Annotated in this window: 19 protein-coding genes; 9 read left to right on the forward strand and 10 right to left on the reverse strand. The window is 47.6% G+C overall.

What is annotated here, in order from left to right; all coding sequences use genetic code 11:
- The 3 genes from lpxK to CWI82_RS07380 form a co-directional block, all read right to left on the reverse strand.
- Positions 1-987: a tetraacyldisaccharide 4'-kinase gene (gene lpxK, locus CWI82_RS07370; protein ID WP_092854490.1), complete on the reverse strand. Its 987-nt coding sequence runs from the start codon at positions 985-987 to the stop codon at positions 1-3.
- A 2-nt stretch (positions 988-989) separates the two neighbouring features.
- Positions 990-2,735 (reverse strand): lipid A export permease/ATP-binding protein MsbA, encoded by a 1,746-nt coding sequence (gene msbA / locus CWI82_RS07375; protein ID WP_092856819.1) that lies wholly within the window; start codon positions 2,733-2,735, stop codon positions 990-992.
- A gap of 84 nt (positions 2,736-2,819) precedes the next feature.
- Positions 2,820-5,096, reverse strand: coding sequence for a DNA internalization-related competence protein ComEC/Rec2 (locus tag CWI82_RS07380; protein ID WP_130203048.1), 2,277 nt, complete (start codon positions 5,094-5,096; stop codon positions 2,820-2,822).
- A gap of 54 nt (positions 5,097-5,150) precedes the next feature.
- Between CWI82_RS07380 and CWI82_RS07385 the strand changes: the two genes are divergently transcribed.
- On the forward strand, positions 5,151-5,705 hold the full coding sequence (locus CWI82_RS07385; RefSeq protein ID WP_130203049.1) for a DUF2062 domain-containing protein: 555 nt from the start codon (positions 5,151-5,153) through the stop codon (positions 5,703-5,705).
- Here the strand turns inward: CWI82_RS07385 and CWI82_RS07390 are convergent.
- From CWI82_RS07390 to CWI82_RS07400, 3 genes are read right to left on the reverse strand one after another with little or no spacing between them, the layout of a single operon-like run.
- Positions 5,695-6,924, reverse strand: coding sequence for a lipoprotein-releasing ABC transporter permease subunit (locus CWI82_RS07390; protein WP_233340213.1), 1,230 nt, complete (start codon positions 6,922-6,924; stop codon positions 5,695-5,697). The two genes, CWI82_RS07385 and CWI82_RS07390, sit on opposite strands and share 11 nt — an antisense overlap.
- Positions 6,921-7,613, reverse strand: coding sequence for a lipoprotein-releasing ABC transporter ATP-binding protein LolD (gene lolD / locus CWI82_RS07395; RefSeq protein ID WP_199286255.1), 693 nt, complete (start codon positions 7,611-7,613; stop codon positions 6,921-6,923). The genes CWI82_RS07390 and lolD overlap by 4 nt, the downstream gene beginning before the upstream one ends.
- Positions 7,614-7,626: 13 nt before the next feature.
- A complete protein-coding gene (locus CWI82_RS07400; protein WP_092856813.1) occupies positions 7,627-8,868 on the reverse strand; it encodes a lipoprotein-releasing ABC transporter permease subunit in 1,242 nt (413 codons plus the stop codon).
- Positions 8,869-8,986: 118 nt separating this feature from the next.
- Between CWI82_RS07400 and mfd the strand changes: the two genes are divergently transcribed.
- The 8 genes from mfd (at position 8,987) to CWI82_RS07440 (ending at position 19,149) form a co-directional block, all read left to right on the forward strand.
- Positions 8,987-12,448, forward strand: coding sequence for a transcription-repair coupling factor (mfd, locus tag CWI82_RS07405; RefSeq protein WP_130203051.1), 3,462 nt, complete (start codon positions 8,987-8,989; stop codon positions 12,446-12,448).
- A gap of 2 nt (positions 12,449-12,450) precedes the next feature.
- A complete protein-coding gene (locus tag CWI82_RS07410) occupies positions 12,451-13,536 on the forward strand; it encodes a CsiV family protein (protein WP_130203052.1) in 1,086 nt (361 codons plus the stop codon).
- Between the two features lie 32 nt (positions 13,537-13,568).
- On the forward strand, positions 13,569-14,060 hold the full coding sequence (locus CWI82_RS07415) for a MarR family winged helix-turn-helix transcriptional regulator (protein ID WP_092854477.1): 492 nt from the start codon (positions 13,569-13,571) through the stop codon (positions 14,058-14,060).
- Positions 14,032-15,822 carry an ExeM/NucH family extracellular endonuclease gene (locus CWI82_RS07420; RefSeq protein WP_130203053.1) on the forward strand — a complete coding sequence of 597 codons (1,791 nt, stop codon included), beginning with the start codon at positions 14,032-14,034 and terminating at the stop codon, positions 15,820-15,822. Before CWI82_RS07415 ends, CWI82_RS07420 begins: the two co-directional genes overlap by 29 nt.
- 82 nt (positions 15,823-15,904) lie before the next feature.
- Entirely contained in the window at positions 15,905-16,474 is a 570-nt protein-coding gene (locus CWI82_RS07425) for an RNA polymerase sigma factor (protein WP_130203054.1), read from the forward strand.
- On the forward strand, positions 16,464-16,859 hold the full coding sequence (locus tag CWI82_RS07430; RefSeq protein WP_092854470.1) for a hypothetical protein: 396 nt from the start codon (positions 16,464-16,466) through the stop codon (positions 16,857-16,859). Before CWI82_RS07425 ends, CWI82_RS07430 begins: the two co-directional genes overlap by 11 nt.
- Before the next feature lie 11 nt (positions 16,860-16,870).
- On the forward strand, positions 16,871-17,713 hold the full coding sequence (locus CWI82_RS07435) for a PDZ domain-containing protein (RefSeq protein WP_130203055.1): 843 nt from the start codon (positions 16,871-16,873) through the stop codon (positions 17,711-17,713).
- A gap of 68 nt (positions 17,714-17,781) precedes the next feature.
- On the forward strand, positions 17,782-19,149 hold the full coding sequence (locus CWI82_RS07440; protein WP_130203056.1) for an alkaline phosphatase: 1,368 nt from the start codon (positions 17,782-17,784) through the stop codon (positions 19,147-19,149).
- Here the strand turns inward: CWI82_RS07440 and asnB are convergent.
- The 4 genes from asnB to CWI82_RS07460 form a co-directional block, all read right to left on the reverse strand.
- Positions 19,146-21,161: an asparagine synthase (glutamine-hydrolyzing) gene (gene asnB / locus CWI82_RS07445; protein ID WP_130203057.1), complete on the reverse strand. Its 2,016-nt coding sequence runs from the start codon at positions 21,159-21,161 to the stop codon at positions 19,146-19,148. The two genes, CWI82_RS07440 and asnB, sit on opposite strands and share 4 nt — an antisense overlap.
- Before the next feature lie 17 nt (positions 21,162-21,178).
- Positions 21,179-22,243 (reverse strand): aspartate/ornithine carbamoyltransferase family protein, encoded by a 1,065-nt coding sequence (locus tag CWI82_RS07450; RefSeq protein ID WP_130203058.1) that lies wholly within the window; start codon positions 22,241-22,243, stop codon positions 21,179-21,181.
- Positions 22,244-22,368: 125 nt separating this feature from the next.
- On the reverse strand, positions 22,369-23,796 hold the full coding sequence (locus tag CWI82_RS07455; RefSeq protein WP_130203059.1) for a sodium:solute symporter family protein: 1,428 nt from the start codon (positions 23,794-23,796) through the stop codon (positions 22,369-22,371).
- Positions 23,789-24,295, reverse strand: a complete 507-nt coding sequence (locus CWI82_RS07460) for a hypothetical protein (protein WP_092854458.1) — start codon at positions 24,293-24,295, stop codon at positions 23,789-23,791. Before CWI82_RS07460 ends, CWI82_RS07455 begins: the two co-directional genes overlap by 8 nt.
- Between the last annotated feature and the right edge of the window lie 23 nt (positions 24,296-24,318).

Below are 24,318 nucleotides of genomic sequence, written 5' to 3' on the forward strand. Positions count from 1 at the left end.
TCACTCCTTGGGTGCTATCTCTTGTAAACGCTGCTCTAACTGCAGCCAAAACCCTTGTTCAAATTCTGCTGAAACTGGCAAATATAGCCAGTTATCACGGGCAAATAACTGGCATTTTGCCGCATCTTTTTCCGTCATCAGTACATTAAGTGTCTTATCAAATTGCGTAAAATCTGCAATTGAAAACGGATGGTGGTCAGCAAACTCAATGCATTGCTTAAGTACCACCGGTTGCTGCCTCAGCGTTGCAAAAAATCGTTGCGGGTTACCAATACCTGCTATCGCGACGCATTCGCCGGCAGGTGCTGGCACATCCTGTGAATCTTTTACACGCTTCCAGCCTTGCGGCTGCAGACGAAACACCCACCCCAATTTTTTTTCTGTGTCACCGTTTTGCGCAACAATATCGACTTGCTGCAGGCGTTGTTTCGATTCACGCAAAGGCCCGAGGGGTAAACGCCACCCGTTACCGAGACCGCGACTACCATCAATCACAGCAATTTCGATATCCCGCGCCAATCGGTAATGCTGCAAACCATCATCGCTAATTATAATATTGGTTGCCGGAAAAGCTTGTAACAGTAGCTCGATGGCCTGTTGTCGATTCGGCCCAACAGCCAACGGCACTTCAGTTCGAGTAGCAAGTAAACGCGGTTCATCACCAACTTTAGATGCTAATGACGAGGCAGTAACTAATTGCGGGAATGGTCCTTTGGCTCCATAGCCGCGAGAGATAATCGCAGGCTCATAACCCTGCTGTTTAAGCCATTGCACGAGAGCTTCTGTGACGGGAGTTTTGCCGGTGCCACCAACGCTGATATTGCCAACGACGATAACCGGTACCGGCGCTCGGTAGATCCCAAGCAAGCCCTTGTTAAACATCCAGCGCCGTACGGTACTTAACCCAACAAATAACAGGTGTAACGGCAACAGTAATAGCAACAATGGATGGAGGCCCGCACGATACCAAGCCCGCTGCCAAAACATGGCTATTCGCCCCCGCTAAACTGCAAGCTATACAATTGATAGTATGCACCCTGCTTATCGAGCAAGGTCTGATGATCGCCACGCTCCAACACCTTGCCCTCCTCCATCACTAAGATTTCATCCGCGCTTTCAATCGTTGAAAGACGGTGGGCAATCACAATCGAGGTGCGATTTTGCTGTAATCGGCTCAGGGCTTTTTGAATATGTCGTTCTGATTCGGTATCCAGTGCGGACGTCGCTTCATCGAGAATCAGAATTGGCGCATCCCGCAAAAGAGCCCGGGCAATCGCAATACGTTGGCGCTGCCCCCCCGAGAGCATCACCCCGTTCTCTCCCACCATGGTATTCAGCCCTAATGGCAAGTTGTCAGTAAACTCGGTGATGAACGCTTGCTCGGCCACTTCGCGAATACGTTCTGCGGAAACATCGCCACGCGCGCCATAAGCGATATTATTAGCGATAGTGTCATTAAATAAGGTGACATGTTGCGAAACCAATGCAAACTGACGACGCAAGCATTTGAGTTTGTAGTCGTAAATATCCACGTCGTCGAGATAAATATTGCCACTTTGAGGTGCATAAAAACGCGTCAACAAATTCGAAATCGTTGACTTACCGCTACCCGAGCGTCCCACTAAAGCCAAGGTTTTACCCGGCTGCACATCAAAACTAACTTTATCGAGTGCCGGCGATTCCGCTTCATCGTAGGTAAAGGTGACATTCTCGAATCGAATATGACCTTGGGCACGTTCAACCACATGGGTGCCGGCATTCGGTTCAGCTTTTTCATCCAATACTTCAAAAATGCTTTGCGCTGCAGCAATACCGCGCTGGAAGTCGCTATTAACGGTGGTCAGCTGCTTTAACGGACGCAGTAACATAATCATTGAGGTTAGCAGCGTGGTGAATGCACCGGCCGAAAGTTGTTCCAACATCTCAGGATAACTCGCCAGTACCAGCACCATCGACAAGCTAAATGATGCGATAAGCTGAATCACCGACGTACTCACCGTCTGCGCATTAATCAACTTCATATTCTGATTGCGCGTGACATTGTTGATGTCTTGAAAGCGCTTAGACTCGCGTTTCTGTCCCTCGTACATCACCACCACTTTATGACCATTGAGCATTTGCTCAGCGGTGGTTGTGACATTCCCCATAGCCGTTTGAATGCGGCGTGATACCTGGCGAAAGCGCTTTGATACCACTGACACAACTTTTGCGATAAGCGGCCCGACAACCAGAAATACCAGAGATAACTGCCAGCTGATGTAAAACATCAGGCTCAGCAAGCCAATCACAAAAGCACCTTCACGAATCAAAATTAATATCGCGCGCGAGCTCGCCTCTGCTACTTGCTGTGTGGTGTAGGTAATTTTTGATAGTAAATCGCCGGTAGAATGACGGTCGTGAAACGACACTGGCAACTTCATCATATGATCAAATAATTGCTGTCGCAGTGTGGTAATCACGCGAAAGCCAACCCAATTAAGCAGATAGGTTGAAATAAAATTGAACGTGCCTCGCGCGACAAACACCAATGGCACAAAAATCGCGCCGTAAATCAGGATTTTTGAATCTTGTTCCGTTAAACCTTCATCAATGAGGGTTTCAATTTGAGAAAAGAAAAAAGTATCGACAGCGGCATAGCCGATCATGGCAATAACCGAGAAAATAAAGGCCGCGCGATAGGGCTTTATATAGCTCAACAAGCGTCGAAACGTCCGTTTCTTCTGGGCTTCGGTCATGTTTTCAAGAATATTTTCAGCGCTCATGCAATTCTTATAAAGTTCAACAATATCCGCATTCTAACCGCTTTCACCGGTGGCTGGCTAGTTATCCGCGTCAAACCATGCTCGATTCGCGCCCGTCCAAGGTTGTTCTACCCACCACTGCTGCGGCGTAAAAGTCATTGAAATTTGTCCACCAATGGCGGTATCTAGTAGCGGAATATTGAGTTGGCTAAGCCGCTGCTTTACCGACTCGGCGACCATTCCGTAGGCATTATTCCTGCCGCGACTTGCGATTGCTAGCTTAGGCCCTACTGCCTGTAAAAAATAACCTTCGCTCGAACTATTACTACCGTGGTGAGCTAGCACTAAAACATCTGCTCGAATAGGCGCAACATGCGCCAACAAAGCTCTCTCACCACGTTTGGTGATATCGCCGGGAATCAATATTGAAGTCCCGTTGATCATAAATTTTAGTACGCATGAGTCGTCATTATGGTCGTTATTAGTTACGCGGCGCGGATATAAAACTTGCCATGAAATTTGCTTCCATGTTCCTGTTTGCCCAGCAACACATGGCAAACCATGGCCACTACCAAACCAACGCATGCGCGGAAATTGGTCAGTAAGTGCTGCAACGCCTCCTTGATGGTCATTATCGGTATGACTTACAAAGCCGAGAACCGGCGTGAGCTGATGATGTTTTAAAAAAGGCAAAATAACGCGCTCCGCCATATTTCCACCTAGTTCCCAATTCGCACCAGTATCAATGATAATCGCCTCATCGGCAGAGGCAATCACCATGGCACTGCCCTGGTCGACATCAAGAACGTGAAATTGAATCTGTGTATCTTGCTGGTGCAATTCGTCTGATACCAAAAGCACGAAACAAAACAACGCCGTACTCGCTACCCTCCACCACCAACGCCATGGAAAAAACCATGCCAACAACAACCACAGGAGATTACTAGCGGCGCCGGTTAGCGATGCTGACAGCAACTGCCACGGGGCATCCGCAAGATACCGCAATAGCGGTTCAAGCGTATTCAGAGGTACTTCAGCAAGGGAGAACAGCCACAGCGCACTTGTCGAGGCACCAAGCATAACGAGAACGAGGCTAATCAAGCTCAATGGGAGCACCCAAAATGTGACCATCGGCACAACCACCAGATTCGTTAGCGGCGCAAGAACGGGTAAGCCATCAAACCATAATGCAGTTAATGGCCACATTGCTAACGTTAATGTCAACTCAAGTCGCCAAAGTGCGCGTAGCCCCCGCCAGCGTCCGCGAATAATCGGCCACCGCCAATGCATCCATAAAATGGTCGCAACCGCTACTACTGATAGCCAAAACCCACTTTGCAACGGCGCCAACGGATGCACTACGAGCACGACGGAAACAGCTCTTAACAACACCCGGCTTGGCGGCGTATGTAACGCATAATATTTATGGATAATGACCACTGCAAACATGACAAACGCTCGCACCGTTGCCGTGGCAAAGCCAGCCAAAGCGGCGTAACAACATGTTATACCCAGCGCAATACACGTTGCCCACAGCCAGCTATTATTGATTTCTCGACGTTGACGACTTCGCGCTCGGTAGCGCAAAACATGACGCGTTATCCACAGTACCCCAGCCGCGACAAGGGTTAGATGTAAACCAGAAATAGCGATTAAATGAGCAAGACCCGTACGCTGATAAATTCGCCATTGCTCCACCGTTAACGCTTGTCGCTCACCGAGTGTTAGCGCCTGCAGAATCCCAAACTGTTGCAATTCATCTGCAAATTCCGCCAATCGATTAAACACACGCTGCCGATAACTCGCTTGTCCCAACGCATAAGCGCCGCTACGGATACTGCCAAGTGCATGAATTTGCTGACCAACAAGATAACGATGATAAAGAAAGCCGCCATCATTACGCACACCTTGCGCAGCTTTAAGTCGTGCTTGAAATTGCCAAGTCGTTCCCGCCTGCGGCGGTGTCATTTGTTGCGGTGGCTCGTACCAACTTAATCGAACAGTTGCCGGACGTGCCAGGATGTCGTGGTTGATACGGGTCACTTCACCCTGTACACGCCAAAATTCAGGCTGAACTTGGGTGATTTCTGTGACCTTCATCAGTAAAGTTGAGGTTGTCCCGAAATTCTCATCGGAAATAAGCGTCATTCGATGCAAATAAGCATTGCCACTACCCCACGCTATGCCGCACAATACACACCCAAGTACGACGGCATAGCGACGAATAAAAGAGCTATGCCAAGCGCATATCGCGACTAAAGTAGCAAGCAGTAACCATTGTGAAATCGGCATCGGCTTGCTAAAAGTAAAGGTCACAGCAAAGCCAACGAGCGCTGCGCACAACCACCTATCCATGGACGTTGTACCTGTTTTGCAAATAATTTCAGTCAAAATGAAGACGGATTAGAGATGCCACGCAAGTTTATTCAGCGCATCATGCCCAAGCATGAAACTGTGAGAAACAGCAAAAGCCTAAAAGTCTTCGGCAAGTTGTTGCACGATGCCAATTTATGGCATCTTAATCGCAGATCTGCCGCCGGTGGATTCGCCGTCGGCCTATTTTTTGCATTTATTCCCGTGCCATTTCAAATGGTGCTAGCCGCTGCGGCCGCGATTCCATTTCGAGTCAATCTCCCTCTTTCAGTGGCGTTAGTTTGGGTCTCTAACCCGATTACTATGCCAGTCCTCTTCTATTTTTGTTATCTATTAGGTAACTGGATCATTGGTGAACCGGCACAGGCCTTTACCTTTGAGCTGTCCTGGCATTGGTTAGCACAAAGTATTGCCACTATCGGCCCCGCGTTTTTATTGGGTTGCTTGATTATGGCAGTGGTCAGTAGTGTGATTGGTTATTTCACTATTAGCTTACTTTGGCGCCAGTCTGTTGTCAGTGCTTGGCGGCAGCGCGCGCAAAAAATGCTGGAAAAAGCAAAGCAACGCGCTAAACAGAATGCTAATGACTAATGGCTTGAACAATCTCGAGTTTCGCGGCACGCCAAGCCGGATATAAGGTAGCCAACGTACTCATTAATAAAGCAACAACCGCTACTAACACCACGTCAGCTAATTGTAGATGCACTGGAATCTGATTAATAAAATAAACATCGCTGGCTAATAGACTTTCACCACTTAACCACTGCAACCAGCTCATCAAATCAGGTAGTACTAACGTTAACATCACTCCGGCAATGGTGCCTAATACCGTTCCGATAAGACCATTTTGCAAGCCTTGCCAAACAAACACTTGCATCACCTGCTTACCGCGTAGCCCCATGGTACGCAGAATGCCGATGTGCCGCTGCTTCTCCTGCACGGTCATAATTAGCGTCGAAATAATGTTAAAGCAAGCAACCGCTAGAACAAGAATCAACACTAAATACATGACCATACGAACAAGTTGAATATCGCGATACAAGTGCCCCTGCGAACGCATCCAATGATCTAAGTACACATAATCTTTAATACTGTAACCTATCTCATTGGCTACTTGTTGCGCCTGCATGACATTGGCAAGTGTCATCTCAACCGCTGTTGCGCCGCTCTCAATACCAACCATTTCGCGCGCGGTTGTGAGCGAAACATAAGCAAATTGATGATCCACCTGTCCGCCAAATTCAAATGTTCCCTGCACGTTTAATCGAATACGCTTGGGCTCGCGGAAATTGGCATTTTGTGCCACGAGTAACATCACCGTATCGCCGGATGTGACGTTTAACTTCTCTGCCAACTCACTCCCAAGCACCACAGCATTGGGCTCCGTGCGCAGTGCTTGCCATACGTCTTCCGACATATATTCTTGAATCGCTTGCGCTTGATTGGTGTCAATGCCCTGTACTTGCACACCAGTAAACTGGGCCCCTTGCTGCACCATACCTTGCGTTCGAATCACTGGTTTTGCGCTAATGACACCTGGATGCGCTAAACCCACATCGATGATCTGTTGCTCATTGGCAAGGCGTTCATTTACAGCCGTGAATTCAACATGCGGAATCAGGCTCAGAAAGCGATCCTGCAAAACCTTCTCAAAGCCATTCATCACGCTCAAACCAGCAATAAAAACCATACACCCTAGAGCGATCCCGAGCGTCGATGACGCTGAAATAAATGAGACAAAACCACTGCGCTCACGGCGCTTGCGAAATCGGCGCGCCAATTGCCACGTCAGGTGCAGACGTTGCATCATGCGAGTAACTCCTTGTGGTCTAAAACACCATGATGCAATGAGAGAGTTCGCGGCAGTTTAGCGGCCAAGGCATTGTCATGGGTGACAATCACAAAGGCCGTATCAAGCTCTTGATTAAGTTCTAATAACAATTCGAAGACTTGTTCAGCGGTCGTATCATCTAGATTACCAGTCGGCTCATCAGCAAGTACTAGGCGAGGTGAATTTGCTAATGCTCTTGCAATTGCCACCCGCTGACGCTCCCCACCCGATAATTCCGCTGGACGGTGTTGTAAGCGCTCAGCCAGCCCAACACGGGTTAATAACTGTTCGGCTCTTATTTTGGCATCACCGGTTGCTACTCCAGCGATAAGCTGTGGCATGGCAACGTTTTCAAGTGCGGTAAACTCAGGCAACAAATGGTGAAACTGGTAGATAAAACCAAGTTCTTTGTTGCGCCAATCGGCAAGTTGATTCGCCGACCAATCTTGAATAGCGCGCCCAGCAAACAGAACTTCGCCTGCAGTTGGTTTATCCAAACCTCCCAGACAATGTAATAACGTACTTTTACCTGATCCTGAACTACCAACAATCGCCAACATTTCGCCCGGATGAATGGCAATATTAACGTCCTTTAACACCTGTAACTGGCGATCACCGTCTTGGTAAACACGAGACAACTGGCGACATTCCATCAACATGGCGGACAATCCTTCTGGGTTATTATTCATAGCGCAAAGCCTGAGCTGGTAGCACTTGGCTCGCTCGCCAAGCTGGATAAAGTGTTGCTAATAGAGTTAGCACCATAGCGGCAACAACGATTAAACTAATCTGCGTTGCCTCCATTAACACCGGAAGCCCTGCTTGCCCGGTGAAGCTTAAATCAATTTGTAGTAGCGCCATTAACTCGTTGAGGTTCGCAGCAACTCCAATACCGAGTAACAAACCGATCACACTACCGATAACACCACTGGTGGCGCCTTGCACCATGAACATGATGTACAAATGGCTACGTCTCAATCCCATGGTCTGTAAAATCGCAATATCCGAACGTTTGTCTTGAATCACCATCATTAAAGCCGACACCACGTTGAATGCAGCAACGGCAATGATGAGGCTTAGCATCAACCCAACCATACGTTTTTCCATACTCACAGCATCGAATAATTCACCGTATTGCTCGCGCCACGTTTGCGTTGTCACCGTATCGCCAAGTATCTCTTGAATCTCTTGTTCAGCTCCAAGTGCTGCGAATGGGTCGGCGAAATAGAAGCGTAACGCAGAAACATGGTTAGGGGGTAGCCTCAATAAACGTGCGGCATCAACCCCATGCATGACCAGCAAATGACTATCTGCTTCAGATTGCATTGCGACAATCGCTGCGACCTTAAACTGACGTTGTGCCGGCATTAAACCAAGCGGTGTATAGACGCCGCCTGCTGCCGCAATCACTCGAATTGTGTCACCAGGCCACACATCCAGCTGTTGTGCCAACGCCTGGCCTATGATCACGTGATAGCTACCAGGTGTTAGTGCGGAGATATTGCCGTATACCAAATGCTCGCGCAGCGGCTGCCATTGCACATCGGCATCCGTAACATCAGGAAATAACCCTTGGATTATCACTGGTCGAAGTTGTCCGCTGCTTTGCACAACACCCGCACTGCTGACTTGCGGAACCACTCCAATCTGCTCATTTAACGGCGGAATATGCTGAGCAAGCTGTTGCCAGTCACTCACCATTTGATTACTCGTTTCAGCCACCGTAAGTTGCGGTACAACACCCAAAATGCGTTGTTTAAGTTGCTGTTCGAAACCATTCATTACCGAGCTAACGATAATTAACGCAGCCACACCAATTAAAATACCCGCTAACGCAAATCGATTGATGAACCGCGTAAAACGGTTACCGTGGCGTGCGCGACTGTATCGTAATCCTAGAAAAAAGGCTGCAGGCTTAAACATGTTGATTCCTAAATAACTTTGCGCAGCAAGCATAAAGAAAACTCGGCACTGATCCAAGCGTCAAGTTACGGTATACTCCTAAGCAATTTGTTTTTAGCAGTAGAGAAACGCACAACTCATGACCACAGCGTCTGCATTTAAGCCACCGAAACCATCCTCAGCGCGGCAAGACATTACTTGGCAAAACCTTGCTGGAAGTAGCATCGCGCTTGCGCTCGGGCAACTTATTGAGCAACACGATGGCCCTGTATTGGTGGTCACACCCGATGCGCCACAGGCTCATCGTTTAGAGCAAGAAGTTCAGTATTTCGCATCCACTTGGCGTGAGCAAGTAATGGTATTTCCAGACTGGGAAACCCTGCCATATGATAGCTTTTCGCCACATCAAGATATTATTTCTGAACGACTCAGTGTATTAGCGCAGCTACCCGACATGCAGCGAGGCGCATTAATCGTCTCGTTAAATACGCTGATGCATCGAATTGCCCCGACTGACTACGTTGCTGGGCAAGCGGTACAAGTTAACAAAGGACAAAAACTTGATATCCATGGATTACGCCAACGCTTAGAACGCGCAGGTTATCGACATGTCGCGCAAGTGATGGAGCATGGCGAGTTTTGTGTGCGCGGCTCGTTACTCGATTTGTTCCCGATGGGAAGCAGTCAACCCTATCGTATCGACTTCTTTGATGATGAAGTAGATTCGATTCGGCTATTTGATCCGGATACACAACTGTCAGCTGGCGAAATTGATGCGATTGACTTATTACCGGCACACGAATTTCCAACTAATCCAAGTGCTATCGAGTTATTTCGCGCGCAATATCGCGACCAATTTGACGCTTCGAACGCTCGCGATTCGGTGTATATGCAAGTCTCGAATCAACAGTTCCCGGGGGGTGTTGAATATTATTTACCACTATTTTTTGAGCATACTGCCAGCATCTTTGATTACTTACCGGATAACACCCTATTGGTCACATTTGGTGACTTACAGGGTAGCTTAGAGCACCTTTGGCACGATATTAATCAACGCTATGAACAGCGTCGCTATGACCCATTGCGCCCACTATTGACACCACAGCAATTGTTTCTGACTGTCGACCAAATTCATGGGGCATTCAAAGCGATGCCGCGCATTCGTGCCATGGTACCGGGTGACAAACCACAACCGGGGCCAAAAACATTTAAAACGTCGCCAATTGGCGAAATTGCGGTGAACCACCAACTCAAAAACCCACTTGAGAAATTAAGCATTCGCTTAAAACAAGCGACTCAGCAACGTGCGATTTTCCTTGTTGAGTCGGCTGGTCGACGTGAAACCCTGCGGGAATTGCTTGCGCCATTGCAACTCGGTCTAGATGAGATCGAGCAATTTCATGAGTTCGTCGAAAGTGACGCGAAGTACGCCATCAGTGTCAGCCCTGTTGCAAACTCGTTTGTTCTTGATACCGAACAGATACTTGTCATTACCGAGACCGAATTACTTGGACAACGCATAGCGCAACGCCGACGCCGCGACCAAAAGGCAACGGTCAGTGCCGAAAACATGGTGCGAAATTTAGCCGAGTTACGCATCGGTCAGCCGGTTGTGCATATCGATCACGGTGTCGGACGTTACCAAGGTTTGCAAACGCTGGATACCGGTGGTGTCACCACCGAATTTGTCACGATTGAATATGCTAACAACAGCAAACTGTACGTGCCGGTGGCAGCATTGCACGTGCTTAGTCGTTACAGTGGTGGTGAAGAGGCTTCTGCGCCGTTGCATAAGCTTGGTAATGACCAGTGGGAAAAGGCAAAACGTAAAGCCGCCGAGAAAATTCGCGATGTTGCCGCTGAGTTATTGGATGTGTATGCGCGACGCGAAGCAAAACCGGGATATCCATTTAAACTCGATCAGGATGAATATCAACGGTTTGCAGGTAGTTTCCCGTTTGAAGAAACCGATGACCAATTGGCTGCAATTGCGGGCGTTCTGGCCGACATGCAAGCACCACGAGCGATGGACCGTTTAGTTTGCGGTGATGTCGGTTTTGGTAAAACCGAAGTCGCCATGCGCGCCGCTTTTGTTGCCGTGAATGACAATAAGCAAGTGGCAGTCTTGGTACCGACCACGTTGTTAGCGCAGCAACACTACGAAAACTTTAAAGACCGTTTTGCTGATTGGCCGATTCGCGTGGAAGTCTTATCTCGCTTCAAAACCGCAAAGCAAACTCAGAAAGTTCTCGAAGACCTTGCTGAAGGCAAAGTCGATATGGTGATCGGCACCCATAAATTACTCAGCAGCGATGTCAAATTTCACGATCTCGGCTTGCTGATTGTCGATGAGGAACACCGCTTTGGCGTTCGCCAGAAAGAGGCGATCAAACGCCTGCGCGCCGACGTCGATATTCTGACATTAACGGCAACCCCCATCCCACGTACACTTAATATGGCCATGCACGGGGTTCGCGATTTATCAATTATTGCAACACCGCCGGCCAAGCGTTTAGCAGTAAAAACCTTTGTCCGCGAGTATGATGAACCGACGATTCGTGAAGCTGTGTTACGGGAAATTTTACGCGGTGGGCAAGTCTATTTCCTGCATAACAATGTCGAAACCATTGAAAAAACCGCTGAAACGTTAGCTCAATTGGTACCGGAAGCTCGTATTACAGTTGCACATGGTCAAATGCGTGAACGTGAGCTCGAGCGAATCATGTCGGATTTCTATCATCAGCGCTATAACGTTCTGGTGTGTACAACCATCGTCGAAACCGGTATCGACGTGCCCACTGCAAACACAATTATCATGGACAGAGCCGATCATTTAGGGCTTGCGCAAATGCATCAACTACGCGGGCGTGTTGGCCGTTCTCATCATCAAGCTTACGCCTATTTGTTAACACCGCATCCGAAGCGCATGACCAAGGATGCACTAAAGCGCTTGGAAGCAATTTCGCAACTTGAAGATTTGGGTGCTGGTTTTATGTTGGCAACACACGATTTAGAAATTCGCGGCGCCGGTGAATTGCTCGGCGATGAACAAAGCGGACAAATTGAAACCATTGGTTTTACGCTGTATATGGAGATGCTCGAGCAAGCCGTTAAAGCCTTACGCGATGGGAAGCAACCTGCGCTCGACCAGTTGTTGCAAGCACAGACAGAAATCGATTTACGTGTACCAGCACTGTTACCTGAAACCTACATCGCCGATGTAAATACCCGTTTGAGCCTATACAAGCGGATTGCCAGCAGTGACAATCTGCAAGCTTTACACGAAGTACAAGTGGAGTTGATTGACCGATTTGGCCTACTACCCGATGCCGTTAAAAACCTCATTCGTGTGGCCGAACTACGAAGTCGTGCACAACAGCTCGGTATTCGTAAAATTGATGGTGGTCCGAACGGAATCAATGTGGAGTTTGCTGCTGATACAAAAGTTTCACCACAAATTCTCATTCAGTTGATTCAGCAACAGCCACAAGAATATCGGTTGGAAGGGCCAACGCGTTTACGTATTCTTCGTAAAATTGAAGATACTCAAGCACGGTTGAAACTGGTAGAGTCACTACTAGACGAATTTGCTCGAGGATAACTATGACTGTTTGGTTGCGCACCGCTCTAATTACACTTGGACTTAGCTCAACGCCCACTGCCATCGCGCAGGAGACGCCGGCTGATTGGCGTTGGTTTGAAGTTGAAGTGTTGGCATTTAAGCAAGCACCAAATAGTGATGCGGAGGCATTCCCGTGGCATGCGCCCCGACAAGTTGATGCGCGCAACGACCCACTTTCAGGCTATTACGCCCCAAACTTTTTTGCGTTACTGAACGATCTCCCACTGTGTCCAAATGATGAAGAGAGCATTTCGATGCGTCCGGTGTTTTGTGCACAAGCTGACGAAGTAGATCCGTTTGCGACGCCATGGTACCAGCCTAGTCGAATTCTCAGCGGCTTCGCGCAAGCGCCGCAACAGGTGATTGATGGTCTTGGTGGGGATATGCTCACCAGTCAAGGGCCTTACTTGATGCCAGCAGAAACTCATTTATTTAATGATTTTCGCGAGCAGTTGGTACGACGTAACGTCGGCACACCACTTTTACATGTGACCTATCGCACGCCCGTCTTCTCACGTAGCGAAGGCTATACTGTGCGGCTTTTCGGCGGCCGTAACTTCGGTAATGAATTTCTACCAAGCGGCTATGAACAACCGCCCTTTAGCCTGGTTGAAACCGCCGCCATTGACACAGAACAGCAACCTCAGCTATTCGAAGAGCTAGAATTGTTGTTATCTCAAATTAATCAGCAACAAATTAAATTAAGTTATCGCGATCACGGCACACCGAATCCACCACCGTTACTTCCCGATCGCGAGCGCTCACAACGTGCAGAGCCAGTGTGGGAGCTTGACGGTACGCTACATATCTACTTAGTCGGTAACTATTTGCACATTGATAGCGATCTTGAGTTGCGCAGTCCACAACAAGTGCAGTTTAATCAACGTGAGTTAGCCGCACAAGTTGAGCAAGCGTTACAGACCAATCGTTCAAATTCACGATTTTTACGTAGCTATCGGCTTGATCAATTACGTCGGGTCATTAGCCACGAAACACATTACTTTGACCATCCGAAGTTAGGTTTAGTGGTGCAGATTAGACGTACTGATTTATCCGCTCGTCGCTAACAAAGTCATCAAATGAAAGCACAGGAAATGCTATGGAAAAGTACGAAGAATTGCTGCTGGCGCTGAGAAAAGTCATTCGCGCAACAGACTTGTACTCCAAGCAACTGAATAAACGCACTGGCTTAACGGCACCACAATTATTAATTCTAAGAGAGATTGCGGCTGCTCCAGATGGCATCACTGCAAGCTCAGTTGCACAAAATATTACGCTCAGTCCGGCAACGGTTAGTAATGTTATTGATAGGCTCGAGCACCGTGAGCTAATCCATCGTGAGCGCAGTACCGAAGATCGCCGACGTGTAGTTCTGTCATTAACCACTAATGGTAAACAGCGTCTAGCCGAAGCGCCACGCCCCTTACAAGAAGATTTTATTCACAAATTTCAATCCTTAGCTGATTGGGAACAATCACAGCTCGTGGCAGGGATGCAGCGTATTGCTGCTATGATGGATGCAGAAAAACTTGATGCTGCCGACGTACTTGAAGTAGGAACCTATGAACAAAAAAAATATCGCTCGCATTAGTCTGACTAGTATTTCGCTGCTGTTACTAGCCAGTTGCGCACAAGTTTCGCAACCAGAAATTTGTTCTAGTGACATTACCCCTATTCACGCAATTCAGGGGGCAAGTTTTGAATCGCCATTGCTTGGCCAGCAAGAGACGACGCGAGGCATTGTGACTGCCAAGTGGCAAAACTCGGATCAATTGGGCGGCTTTTTCATTGTTAGTCATGAGGATGATCAAGATAACAACAATCAGACTTCAGAAGGTCTTTTTATTCAACATCAACAGAATGTGCCAGAGCTGAAACAAGGCGACTTGGTTTACCTCACAGGAACGGTTGAAGAAGCCAATAATTTAACGCAATTAAACAACCTTGCTCATGTCGCTGTCTGCGACTCGGGATATGCAGTTAAACCCACACCATTGACTCTTCCTGTCGAAACTCTTGGAAATTTTGAAGCGCTAGAGGGGATGCCTGTTAGCATTGCGCAAAATCTCATTATCAACGGTCATTATCAATTACTACGTCACGGTCAATTTGATGTTGCTCACGAGCGTTTGTTTACCCCCACTCAACACGTACAACCAGGAGCCGAAGCGCAGGCACAAGCGACTGCCAATGCTTTGGCGAGGCTCGTTATTGACGACAACTTGGCGCCTAACCCAAAGGCGCCAGCACAACCTATCCAAACGATTACCGCAACGAACACTGTGCGTAGCGGCGATAAGCTTGCGCCGATTCAAGGCATTCTGAGTAACTTTCGCGATAGCTACCGCTTGCAACCGACCTCAACTGTCGAAGTGATTCACAGCGACCCGCGCCCTGCGGCACCTGAGTTGCCGGCGACAAATACCGTGCGAGTAGCAGCCTTCAACGTCTTAAATTACTTTAATGGTGAAGGGAAAAACAAACAGTTTCCAACTGAGCGTGGCGCGAAAACTCAAGCTGAGTTTCAGCGTCAGCACGCCAAAATCGTAGCGGCATTGAGCCAGTTAAATGCTGATATTATTGGCCTACTGGAACTTGAAAACGATGGTTATGACAAACACAGTGCTATCGTTGAACTGACAAACGCACTGAGTCAAGTGACGGGACAACCTTGGCGCTTTGTTCAAGCCGCCTCAGGTCGTTTTGGTAGTGATGACATTACCAATGGTCTGATTTACCGTAGCGATAAAGTGACGCCACAAGGAGCCCCCTTGACCATTACGCAAGCGCCATTTGGCGAGCGTAGTCGACTACCTCTTATTCAACGCTTTTCACCACAAAATACAGTTGAAAACTTAGTGGTTGCAGTCAATCACTTCAAATCTAAAGGTGGCTGTCCAAAAGACAGTAGCAACCCCAACGCCAATCAAAACGATGGGCAAGCATGTTGGAATGAGGTTCGCGTTCAATCTGCAAACCTTTTAGCCAACTTCATGGATAACCACAATGATTTAAAGCGGTTCCCGTTGCGCGTATTGATGGGTGATTTCAATGCCTATGCACAAGAAGATCCAATTCAAACCCTTCTCAAGCGCGGTTATTACAACCGAATTGATGCGTTTAATCCGTATGCTTACAGCTATGTGTATGATGCGCAGGCAGGTAGCTTGGATCATATACTGGTGTCGAGTCAGTTAACGGCTCGCGTGGTTAACCAAGCTATATGGTCAATCAATGCCGATGAACCAACGCTATTGCAATACAACAATGCTGAAACCAATGAGCAATGGTATGCCCCGCTACCATATCGCGCGTCTGATCACGACCCTGTTTTTGCCGACATTCAATTCTAACAATTAAATTGATCAAAACTTGTCACATCCTGCGCTTTTGTTGCATCTTAATAATCGAACTGATGCAACAAAGGCCGTGATAGTGAGTAAGGAAAACTCTGGATTTGGTCAAGTTACCGATGAGATGACACTCGCTGCTGCGGCTAGCGGACAATTACGTGCGCAAAAGATTATTTTCGAGCGCTATAAAAATGCAGTGCTCCGAACCTTAATTGGTTTGTGTCATGATCGTGATCTTGCTCGAGATCTTGCCCAAGATGCCTTTTTACAAGCTTTTTCGAAACTTCATCAGGTTCGCAATTACCGCGCTTTTGGTGGATGGTTAAAGCAACTCACTATACGTACAGCGTTGAGCTACTTTCGAGCTCAACCACCCGTTAGCGATACCTTTCAAGAAGACGCAATCGAAAGCGAGCAATGGTCCACACAAGCCGATTGGCTGATTCAATTGCGTGACATTGAAACACTCATTGCGCAGCTCAACAATCAAGAGCGTCTCACGGTATGGCTCTACCTAGGTGAAGGTTATAACCACGAAGAAATTGCTGAACTACTTGATGAGCAAGCCGCAACAGTGCGTAAACGATATCAGCGCGCACTAGCTAAGCTTCACGATTTTTTGACTAATAACGAGGTACTTCATGACCACTAAGCAAGAGCAACAACTGCAACAAAAGTGGCAGCAATATGTTGCCGCTGAAGCGGAACATGTCGACATTACTTTTTACGCACCGCAGCAGAATCAATCGCCACATCGCTTAAAAACACAGATCAAACCAATGTGGCTGAGTGCTGCGGCTTTAGTGATGACAATTGGTATTACATGGTGGTTGTCCTTTTTGCCAGTACCGACGGTGGATGACAGCAGCGTTGTTGATGACTCACGAGTACCGACTGACAGTTCACAACCGATGTTACTGGCGTCTAATTATCGTTTAGATGCGCTAGAACGACGTATCCAACAAGCATACTTGCAGGGCGCATCAGAAGTTGAATTAGCGCAATTGTGGCAACAACACCAAGCGCTGACCAACTAGGAGAAGTAACCATGGTTAAATCAATTGCTACGTTTCTCATCACCAGTGTGCTGTGCACGTCAGTTGTTGCACAAGAACAACAAGCGCGTGATTACGCTCGTGCAGCGGCAATTGCAGCAAGCAAGGCACAAGGTTCAAAACAGCAGGTTATTCTTGAAGAACCAGCGCGCAGCTACTTCGAGTGGGGCGCAATTATGAATGAAAAAGCTGAAGTAGTAAGTGTTCGCAAAGGCAGTGTTGCTGCAACAATGACATTACAAGTCGGTGATGTCATTCAACACATTAATCAACAGCCAGTTGATCCACAAAACCTAGATAAAGCCCTGACCACTTTGGCATCGCTTGAGCATAATCAGGCATTTTCTGTAGGTGTATTGCGCCAACAACAAGCACTTGAGCTGAAAGGTGTTGCTCGCGCAACGGTTATTCCAGGTTGGCGACTCGAAGTAAATAATACACTCGAAGAAGGCTCACACACGGGCTTAATGACAACGAAGTCTAACGAAAAAGCGTGCGGCCGTATCAGTGTATTTTTTACCCCACCCGTAACTGCAGACTTGTACCCTGCGTTTATTAATACGATTGATGGCGACAATGTTCGCGTTAAAAACCCGTCCTTTCGATTAGCGTTGAATAAGTATCAGGTGGGCATTCATGAGCTGATTGATGAGCCGTCTTTGCGACGCGGTGGAGGCAGTGCTTCAGAGAAAGTACTTGAACTGGCCATCGAGCCAAACAAAACTTATCATATCGCCGCAAAATTTATTCGCGAAAAGCGCTATCAACGCTTTAATGACGGGTACTGGGAGCCGGTTGTTTGGAAGGTAACCGATCAAACCTGTCAATTAGACTGATTCGTCATTTTGTTGTCATGAGTTCGTGTTAAACTCACCCGAAATTAAACCGATGTAGGATAAAGGTCATGGCTTCAAGAGCTCTATTTGCAGTGACTGCAGCAACAGCGTTGGTATTAGCTAGCTGTTCGAGCACAACAAACAATTCAACGACAGATACCCATACTTCCAATCAGCAAGCACCCAATATCATTTTTATGATTGGCGATGGTATGGGCTTTGAATTCATTTCTGCTTATCGTTACGCCATGAGCGAACGCGGTGCAGGGAAACTCGCTCCAACACCCTTTGATGATCTTCTTGTCGGCGCAGCAACCACCTACCCTGATGACGATACCTGGGTCACTGATTCAGCTGCTGGCGCTACAGCGCTAGCCACTGGTGTTAAAAGCTATAACGGTGCCATTGGTATTGATGCTGACAAAAATCCGAAACAAACCTTAATGGAATTAGCACGGGAAAACGGTTGGTCAACTGGTGCAGTTGCCACGGTACAAGTAAACCATGCTACACCAGCGAGCTTTTTCACGCATCATCCGTCGCGCAACTTATACAATGAAATCGCCGATTCATATGCTCAGCAGGTGACTAACGGCGGCTGGAGTTTTGATGTTTTATTGGGTGGCGGACACAGCTACTTCCAACGCGAAGAGAAAAATTGGTTACCACAGCTTGAACAACAAGGTCTGCAAGTCGTCACAACAATCGAGCAACTCAACAACGTTTCAAACGCTCCGGTTTTGGGGTTATTCGCCGACAAAGCGCTGCCGTTTGCCATTGATGATCGACCTGGGCGTCTTGCCGAAATGACCACGCATGCACTGCGGTTACTTGAACAGCGCTCTGCAACCACGGGTAAGCCATTTGCTTTAATGATTGAAGGTAGCATGATTGATTGGTGTGGCCATGCCAACGATATCGCCTGTGCAGTACACGAAATGGCTGATTTCGCTGCTGCTGTCGAGGTTGTTCGCAATTATATGAGTGAGAATCCCAATACTTTACTGGTCATTACCGCAGACCATTCAACTGGTGGTTTAACGCTAGGCCAAGGTGGCGAATATGCGTGGTATTCAGAAAAAGTCATGGGTATTCAAAAATCACTAGAAGTTATGGCGACGGAATTGGTCAAACGTCCGAAATCAGAGTGGCGAGATTATTTAACGCCAGTATTTAATCTGCCGTTATCAGACGCTCAATGGCAACAGCTTGAATCTGTAACCATTGATGCGAACGCAAAAGGTCGAGATAAACTCAAATCTGTCCATCAGGTTTTGGTTCAGATTATCAGCGAACACACCCGTACCGGTTGGACTACTTCAGGCCATACCGCAGTTGATGTGCCTGTCATGGCGACTGGTCCAGGTGCTGAAGCCTTCCGTGGCTACATTGACAATACCGATATCGCCAAAGCCTTATTAAAGCTGGTGCGTTAAGCGCACCAGCCCAATTCGTTAGCGCGCTGTTGCGCTAACTTCGGCACGTCGGCTTTAACAAAATGATGATGGAGAATTTGCACGCCCAGCATATGGTTAATCACCGCATCAAGCTGCACTTTCTCATCAATCGGTACCTCATCTGATTCATGCCGTTCAAACGTGCGTTGAACCTCAGCAAAGTCGAGTAATCCAGCCTCTTTTACCGCTTCTTCAGATAAGAACTGTTCAGCAAGCTTAAGTACCGCTTGCCATTTTTTCGGATCGGTATGTGCTGGTGGTGCCATAAATGCGAACTTTTCACGCTTATACAACGTTTCGGGCAATAGACCTTTCATTGCCTCGCGCAACACATACTTTTCTTTATTACCTTTGATACGCAGGTGTGGCGGCACCGTAAACGCATACTCTGCTAAATGATGATCTAAAAACGCGGGGCGAGCTTCCATCGAATTCGCCATATCAACGCGGTCCCCCCCCCACGTTAGAATTTGCCCTTCGAGCATGGTTTTTATCCATACATATTGTGCACGGTCAAGCGGATGGCGGCCCTTCAGCATCGTCTCGTCTAACGTTTCAGCAATCGCTTTACCGGCATCGTAATTTTCTAGATTTTGGCGGCGCTCAGCAGCAATCAATGGCAATGCAACGTCACCACATGAAAGCCACGGTTGCACGCAACTCGGCGTAAAGCCCATTTTGGCGTTAAACGCTGCGCTAACAAATTCCTCACGCGCTAACATGGCACCTTTGAACAGCTTATTGTTCTTTTCTAACAACTCTTGCCAAGCTTTGCGCTCACTGTCCGGTAAATGGTCTAAACCATGCAAAAACATGTCTTTACGAAACGCTGGGTAACCAGCAAATAGTTCATCGGAGCCTTCGCCGGTGAGTACTACCTTGTACCCTACTTCGTTCACCTGTTGGCTCATGAGGTACTTAGCTACGCCCAGCGTGTTGTAAATCGTACGCTCCGTATGCCAAATGGTTTTCACAAAATGATCATAAAGATCATCTGCTTTGAGGCGCATAATGTGGTGATCAGCACCGGTTGCTTCCGCCATTTCTTGAGCAATCGGCGTTTCATCATAATCATCGGAGTCAAAACCAATCGTAAATGCTTTAACTGAGGTTTGGGTAGCGGCAGCCGAAAGCCCCAAGATGGCACACGAATCAATCCCCCCGGATAGATAACAACCGACCGGCACATCAGCGGTTAAACGATGCTGAACCGCTTCCAACAAATGCTTGCGAACACCATCGATATATTCTTGCTCATCAACATCGTCGCCAGGATAGTCTTGCGCCAGTGGAAAATTGACATCCCAATACTTGCTTTCGCTGAGCTCAAGCTTACCGTTACGTCGCGTAACTTTAACCACATGGCCTGGTGCCACTTGTTTCACACCTGCAAAAGCTGTCGTACCGGGTACCATAACCTGAATCAACTGATGATAGAGCCCTTCACTCGAGAACTCTCGTTTTACTGCTGGGTGAGCAAACAACACTTTGAGTTCTGAACCAAATACCACACCGTCAGAAGTTTCTGTGTAATACAGCGGCTTAATTCCAAACCGATCGCGCACCAGATACATCGCATCTTCGTTACGATCATATAAACCAAAAGCAAACTCACCGCGCAGGTGCGTTAGTGTCTCGTCGAGACCTTCGCGAGCGAATAGATGCAAAACGATTTCTGAATCACTTTTGCTACGAAAGCGAGCACCTTGTGCCGTTAAATCGGCGCGAATACGTTTAAAATCATAAAATTCACCGTTGTGAGCCAATAACAGTTCACCGCTATCACTCACGAATGGTTGCCGCGCACGATCTTCGTTTAAATCGATAATCGATAACCGCGCATGGCTAAAGCCAACGCCTGTGTTATCGAGAATCTGATAACCAAAGCCATCGGGGCCACGATGGTGCATGATGGCCGCCATATTCACCAAGGTCTGCGCATCGGGCGCTTGATTGGCATCACGATTAAATATTCCTGCTATTCCACACATACTTACTCGGTCCTCTTTTATACGACGTCTATGACACGCTCAGCACGTTCTACCATGCATGTCAAAAGGGCCATGCGTAAAAATACCGCACCACGCGCCTGACTGAAGTACCAGTTGTGCGCAGTGTGATCGAGATCGGTTGATAACTCTTCACCACGTGCAAGAGGATGCAAAATAATGGCATCTTCTTTGAGTGGTGAATTAGCGGTTAAGTGAAAAGCACTACCATAGGTATTAAAGGTGTCGCCTTCCCAAGAGATGGCATTGATATACACCACATCTAAGCTCGGTAACACGTCATCTAATTCGATTGTCGTGGCGATTTTAATTCCACGGGCTTCGAGTTCTTCACGTTGACCAGCACCAAACAACTGCGCTGAACTTGCTTCATCATGAATGATCACCAGTTCATCGACAGCATGCGGAAATACCGATAGACACTTTAAAAAGCTGCGCACCGTGCGCATCTTATTCGGCACCCCGATAACGCCAATGCGAATCTTTGTTTTGTTCTCAGCATCAATAAGCTGCGGACGCCATTTAAAAATGGCATACATATCAGCTAGCGCTTGCGTCGGATGTTCATCAACGCCGTTACCCGCATTAATGATTGGAATACGCAGGGAATCCATCATTTCAAATAGCGAGCTTTCATTGTTATCTCGCAATACCACGCAATCGCCGTAGTTATTAAACATTTCAGCGACATCGGCCAAGCACTCGCCTTTTGCTATGCCGGTTGTTGAACGATCGGTAATCGACATAATATCGCCGCCTAAGCGATGCCATGCGCTCTCAAATGAGAGTCGCGTACGCGTACTTGGTTCGTAAAACGCACTAATTAATATTTTATTTTGTAGCGGCGAGCTGAATCGCTTCGGATTACTCTCAATTTTAGCCGCCAGACGAAACAACTGTTTCATGGTGTCTTGGTCAAATTGATCACCCGACACAATATGTTGATTCGCTAACTTAACTAAATAGTCACCTTCTTCTTGAATTGCCCGAAGTAACGCTTTCGGGTGTGCATCGCCATAAACATCAGGCCGCTCACGTTCAAATGAGACATCGTTCACATTCATAGTGTGTTACCAAAGTTGTTTAGAAATGAAATCTTTTAACCACAGCGCGACTAAGATCAGCGGCGCCATGGCAGCAAAAACCAGACAAATCATCACCAGTGCGCTAAATCCGGTTAAACCGAGCATCACGACGACTCCTGTAATTGTTCCCAATCGAAATCATGGTTCGAGCGCAGTAATCCAATTGCGCAAACCACAGCAGATACCGCGCAGGCGGTTAGCGCGGCAACATAGAAACCGATGACGAAATAACTCACCAGCCCCAGCAAAGTCCCACTTGCCATGGCTGCGGCAGCGAATTTGCCCGCTAATCTTTTCTGATAAAGCCCTAATACGATTGGGAAAATCGTACTGGCGACAAAAGCACCGGCAAAATTCAACAGTGCGCCTAACGTGGCTACCTGTGGTAAACACAATAACCACGTTAACAAGCCGATACCGGCAATACAGTAACGATTGATCTTAAATAATTGTTGGTCGGTTGCTTGCGGTCGTAATTTCTTGTGATAAAAATCACGAGTCACAAGATCAGATGTCGCCGCAAGTAATGAATCAAGACTAGACGCTAACGCAGAAAAAACCACGATAAATACGACGACAGCACCCATCTTACCGAGTACTTTTGCGGCAACCATGGGGCCCACCATGTCTGCGCTTGGCGGAAATATTCCGAGTTGCGGTGCTGCTAAGGCGATAAATCCAGTCACAATAGGAATCGGCAACCACAGCAATCCACCGAGTAAAAATGCTCGAAAAGCGACCTTTCCTTTAAATGCTAACGCTCGCGACCACCAGACATTCGAATGAAAAATTTCACCAAGACCAAAAAATATATTGTTGAATAAGAACATTATGGCCGCTGGAAACATCAAATCGAGTAAACGCGGATGATTCAGGGTTAGCTCAGTATGAATGCTCTCAAGGCTCACGGTATCAATCAGGAACCATGCAATGGCGACGACACCTATAATGATGATTAATGCTTGAATAAAATCGGTCGCAATAACGGCGCGTAATCCACCAAAAAGAGTATATCCCACGCATATAATCAAAATCGCTGTCATACCAATGTGATAATCGAGACCACTAAGTGCTTCGAGTAAAATACCGCCTGCCATGCCAAGACTGACCAGCCAACCAAATGCATACACCACGGAGATGACCATAAAGACCCACCATGCACCTCGTCCAAAGCGCAACCGGATGAAGTCTCCTGATGTATAGCCGTGAGGCATTAGTCGTTTAATGCGGGCGGCAAGTGGGGCAAATAAAATCAATCCGAGCGCCGCAAACGAATAGCCAACCATGCCCCAAATACCGAATTGATAGGTCAGTTGTGGGGCAACAAGTGTCGTGTTACTGGTTACCCAGGTTGCCATTGCGGTCGCAGCAGCAAGCGCAAAGCCTACGTTACGACCCGCCAGAGCAAAGTCTTCGTGGGTCTTGTTTGAACGGCCTAAATACCAGCCAAAGACTATCCACAACAGCCCAAAGATAACAACTAAGCTGAGCCCTAAAGAGCTGTCTAACGCGAAGTCTGTTGTTTCAGTCATGCTCCTGGCTCCGTCGGTGTTGCTGCAAAATAATGACCACCAGAATGACAAACAGCACACCACCAAAGCCGAATAATATCAGCGCATGTGTCAAGCTGTAGTGATCCACCTGAACCAGCACCACGTTACTTAGCTGAGTGTGTTGTTCGGAGCCTGCGGCTGTTTCATTACTGCCCGTTATAAGACGGAAATAATGATTACCATCCCCGAATCCGGTGAGTGTCATACTTTGAAAATCGCCAAACCAAGGATAGCGTCGCTCAACTTTCTGAAAGCTTTCATCGGTTGAATATTCGACCATGAGATTTTGTGTGGGGGCTTCTGACAGACGCAATACAAAGTAACCTTCGCGGCTTTGAGCCGGTGCAGAGAGTTGCGGCACAGCAGTATTGGATTGAACAACGTTTGGGGATAAAACGTAGGCAGAAGCGGGTCGCGCAAGCAGCGTGATGAGTAACAACAATGCAATGTGTATAACGAACCTCGCGCGGTCTGGCACAATTCCTTCCTGTAGCCCTTTGT

Origin of the sequence: Pseudidiomarina tainanensis, assembly GCF_004214835.1 — a bacterium.
Lineage (GTDB): Bacteria > Pseudomonadota > Gammaproteobacteria > Enterobacterales > Alteromonadaceae > Pseudidiomarina > Pseudidiomarina tainanensis.

Coding starts and splice junctions, on each gene's coding strand:
- mfd (WP_130203051.1), top strand. CDS start 8,987: ATGACCACAGCGTCTGCATTTAAGCCACCGAAACCATCCTCAGCGCGG.
- CWI82_RS07455 (WP_130203059.1), bottom strand. CDS start 23,796: ATGACTGAAACAACAGACTTCGCGTTAGACAGCTCTTTAGGGCTCAGC.
- lpxK (WP_092854490.1), bottom strand. CDS start 987: ATGTTTTGGCAGCGGGCTTGGTATCGTGCGGGCCTCCATCCATTGTTG.
- CWI82_RS07410 (WP_130203052.1), top strand. CDS start 12,451: ATGACTGTTTGGTTGCGCACCGCTCTAATTACACTTGGACTTAGCTCA.
- CWI82_RS07385 (WP_130203049.1), top strand. CDS start 5,151: ATGCCACGCAAGTTTATTCAGCGCATCATGCCCAAGCATGAAACTGTG.
- CWI82_RS07415 (WP_092854477.1), top strand. CDS start 13,569: ATGGAAAAGTACGAAGAATTGCTGCTGGCGCTGAGAAAAGTCATTCGC.
- CWI82_RS07435 (WP_130203055.1), top strand. CDS start 16,871: ATGGTTAAATCAATTGCTACGTTTCTCATCACCAGTGTGCTGTGCACG.
- CWI82_RS07380 (WP_130203048.1), bottom strand. CDS start 5,096: ATGGATAGGTGGTTGTGCGCAGCGCTCGTTGGCTTTGCTGTGACCTTT.
- CWI82_RS07450 (WP_130203058.1), bottom strand. CDS start 22,243: ATGAATGTGAACGATGTCTCATTTGAACGTGAGCGGCCTGATGTTTAT.
- msbA (WP_092856819.1), bottom strand. CDS start 2,735: ATGACCGAAGCCCAGAAGAAACGGACGTTTCGACGCTTGTTGAGCTAT.
- CWI82_RS07430 (WP_092854470.1), top strand. CDS start 16,464: ATGACCACTAAGCAAGAGCAACAACTGCAACAAAAGTGGCAGCAATAT.
- CWI82_RS07390 (WP_233340213.1), bottom strand. CDS start 6,924: ATGATGCAACGTCTGCACCTGACGTGGCAATTGGCGCGCCGATTTCGC.
- CWI82_RS07400 (WP_092856813.1), bottom strand. CDS start 8,868: ATGTTTAAGCCTGCAGCCTTTTTTCTAGGATTACGATACAGTCGCGCA.
- CWI82_RS07440 (WP_130203056.1), top strand. CDS start 17,782: ATGGCTTCAAGAGCTCTATTTGCAGTGACTGCAGCAACAGCGTTGGTA.
- CWI82_RS07420 (WP_130203053.1), top strand. CDS start 14,032: ATGAACAAAAAAAATATCGCTCGCATTAGTCTGACTAGTATTTCGCTG.
- asnB (WP_130203057.1), bottom strand. CDS start 21,161: ATGTGTGGAATAGCAGGAATATTTAATCGTGATGCCAATCAAGCGCCC.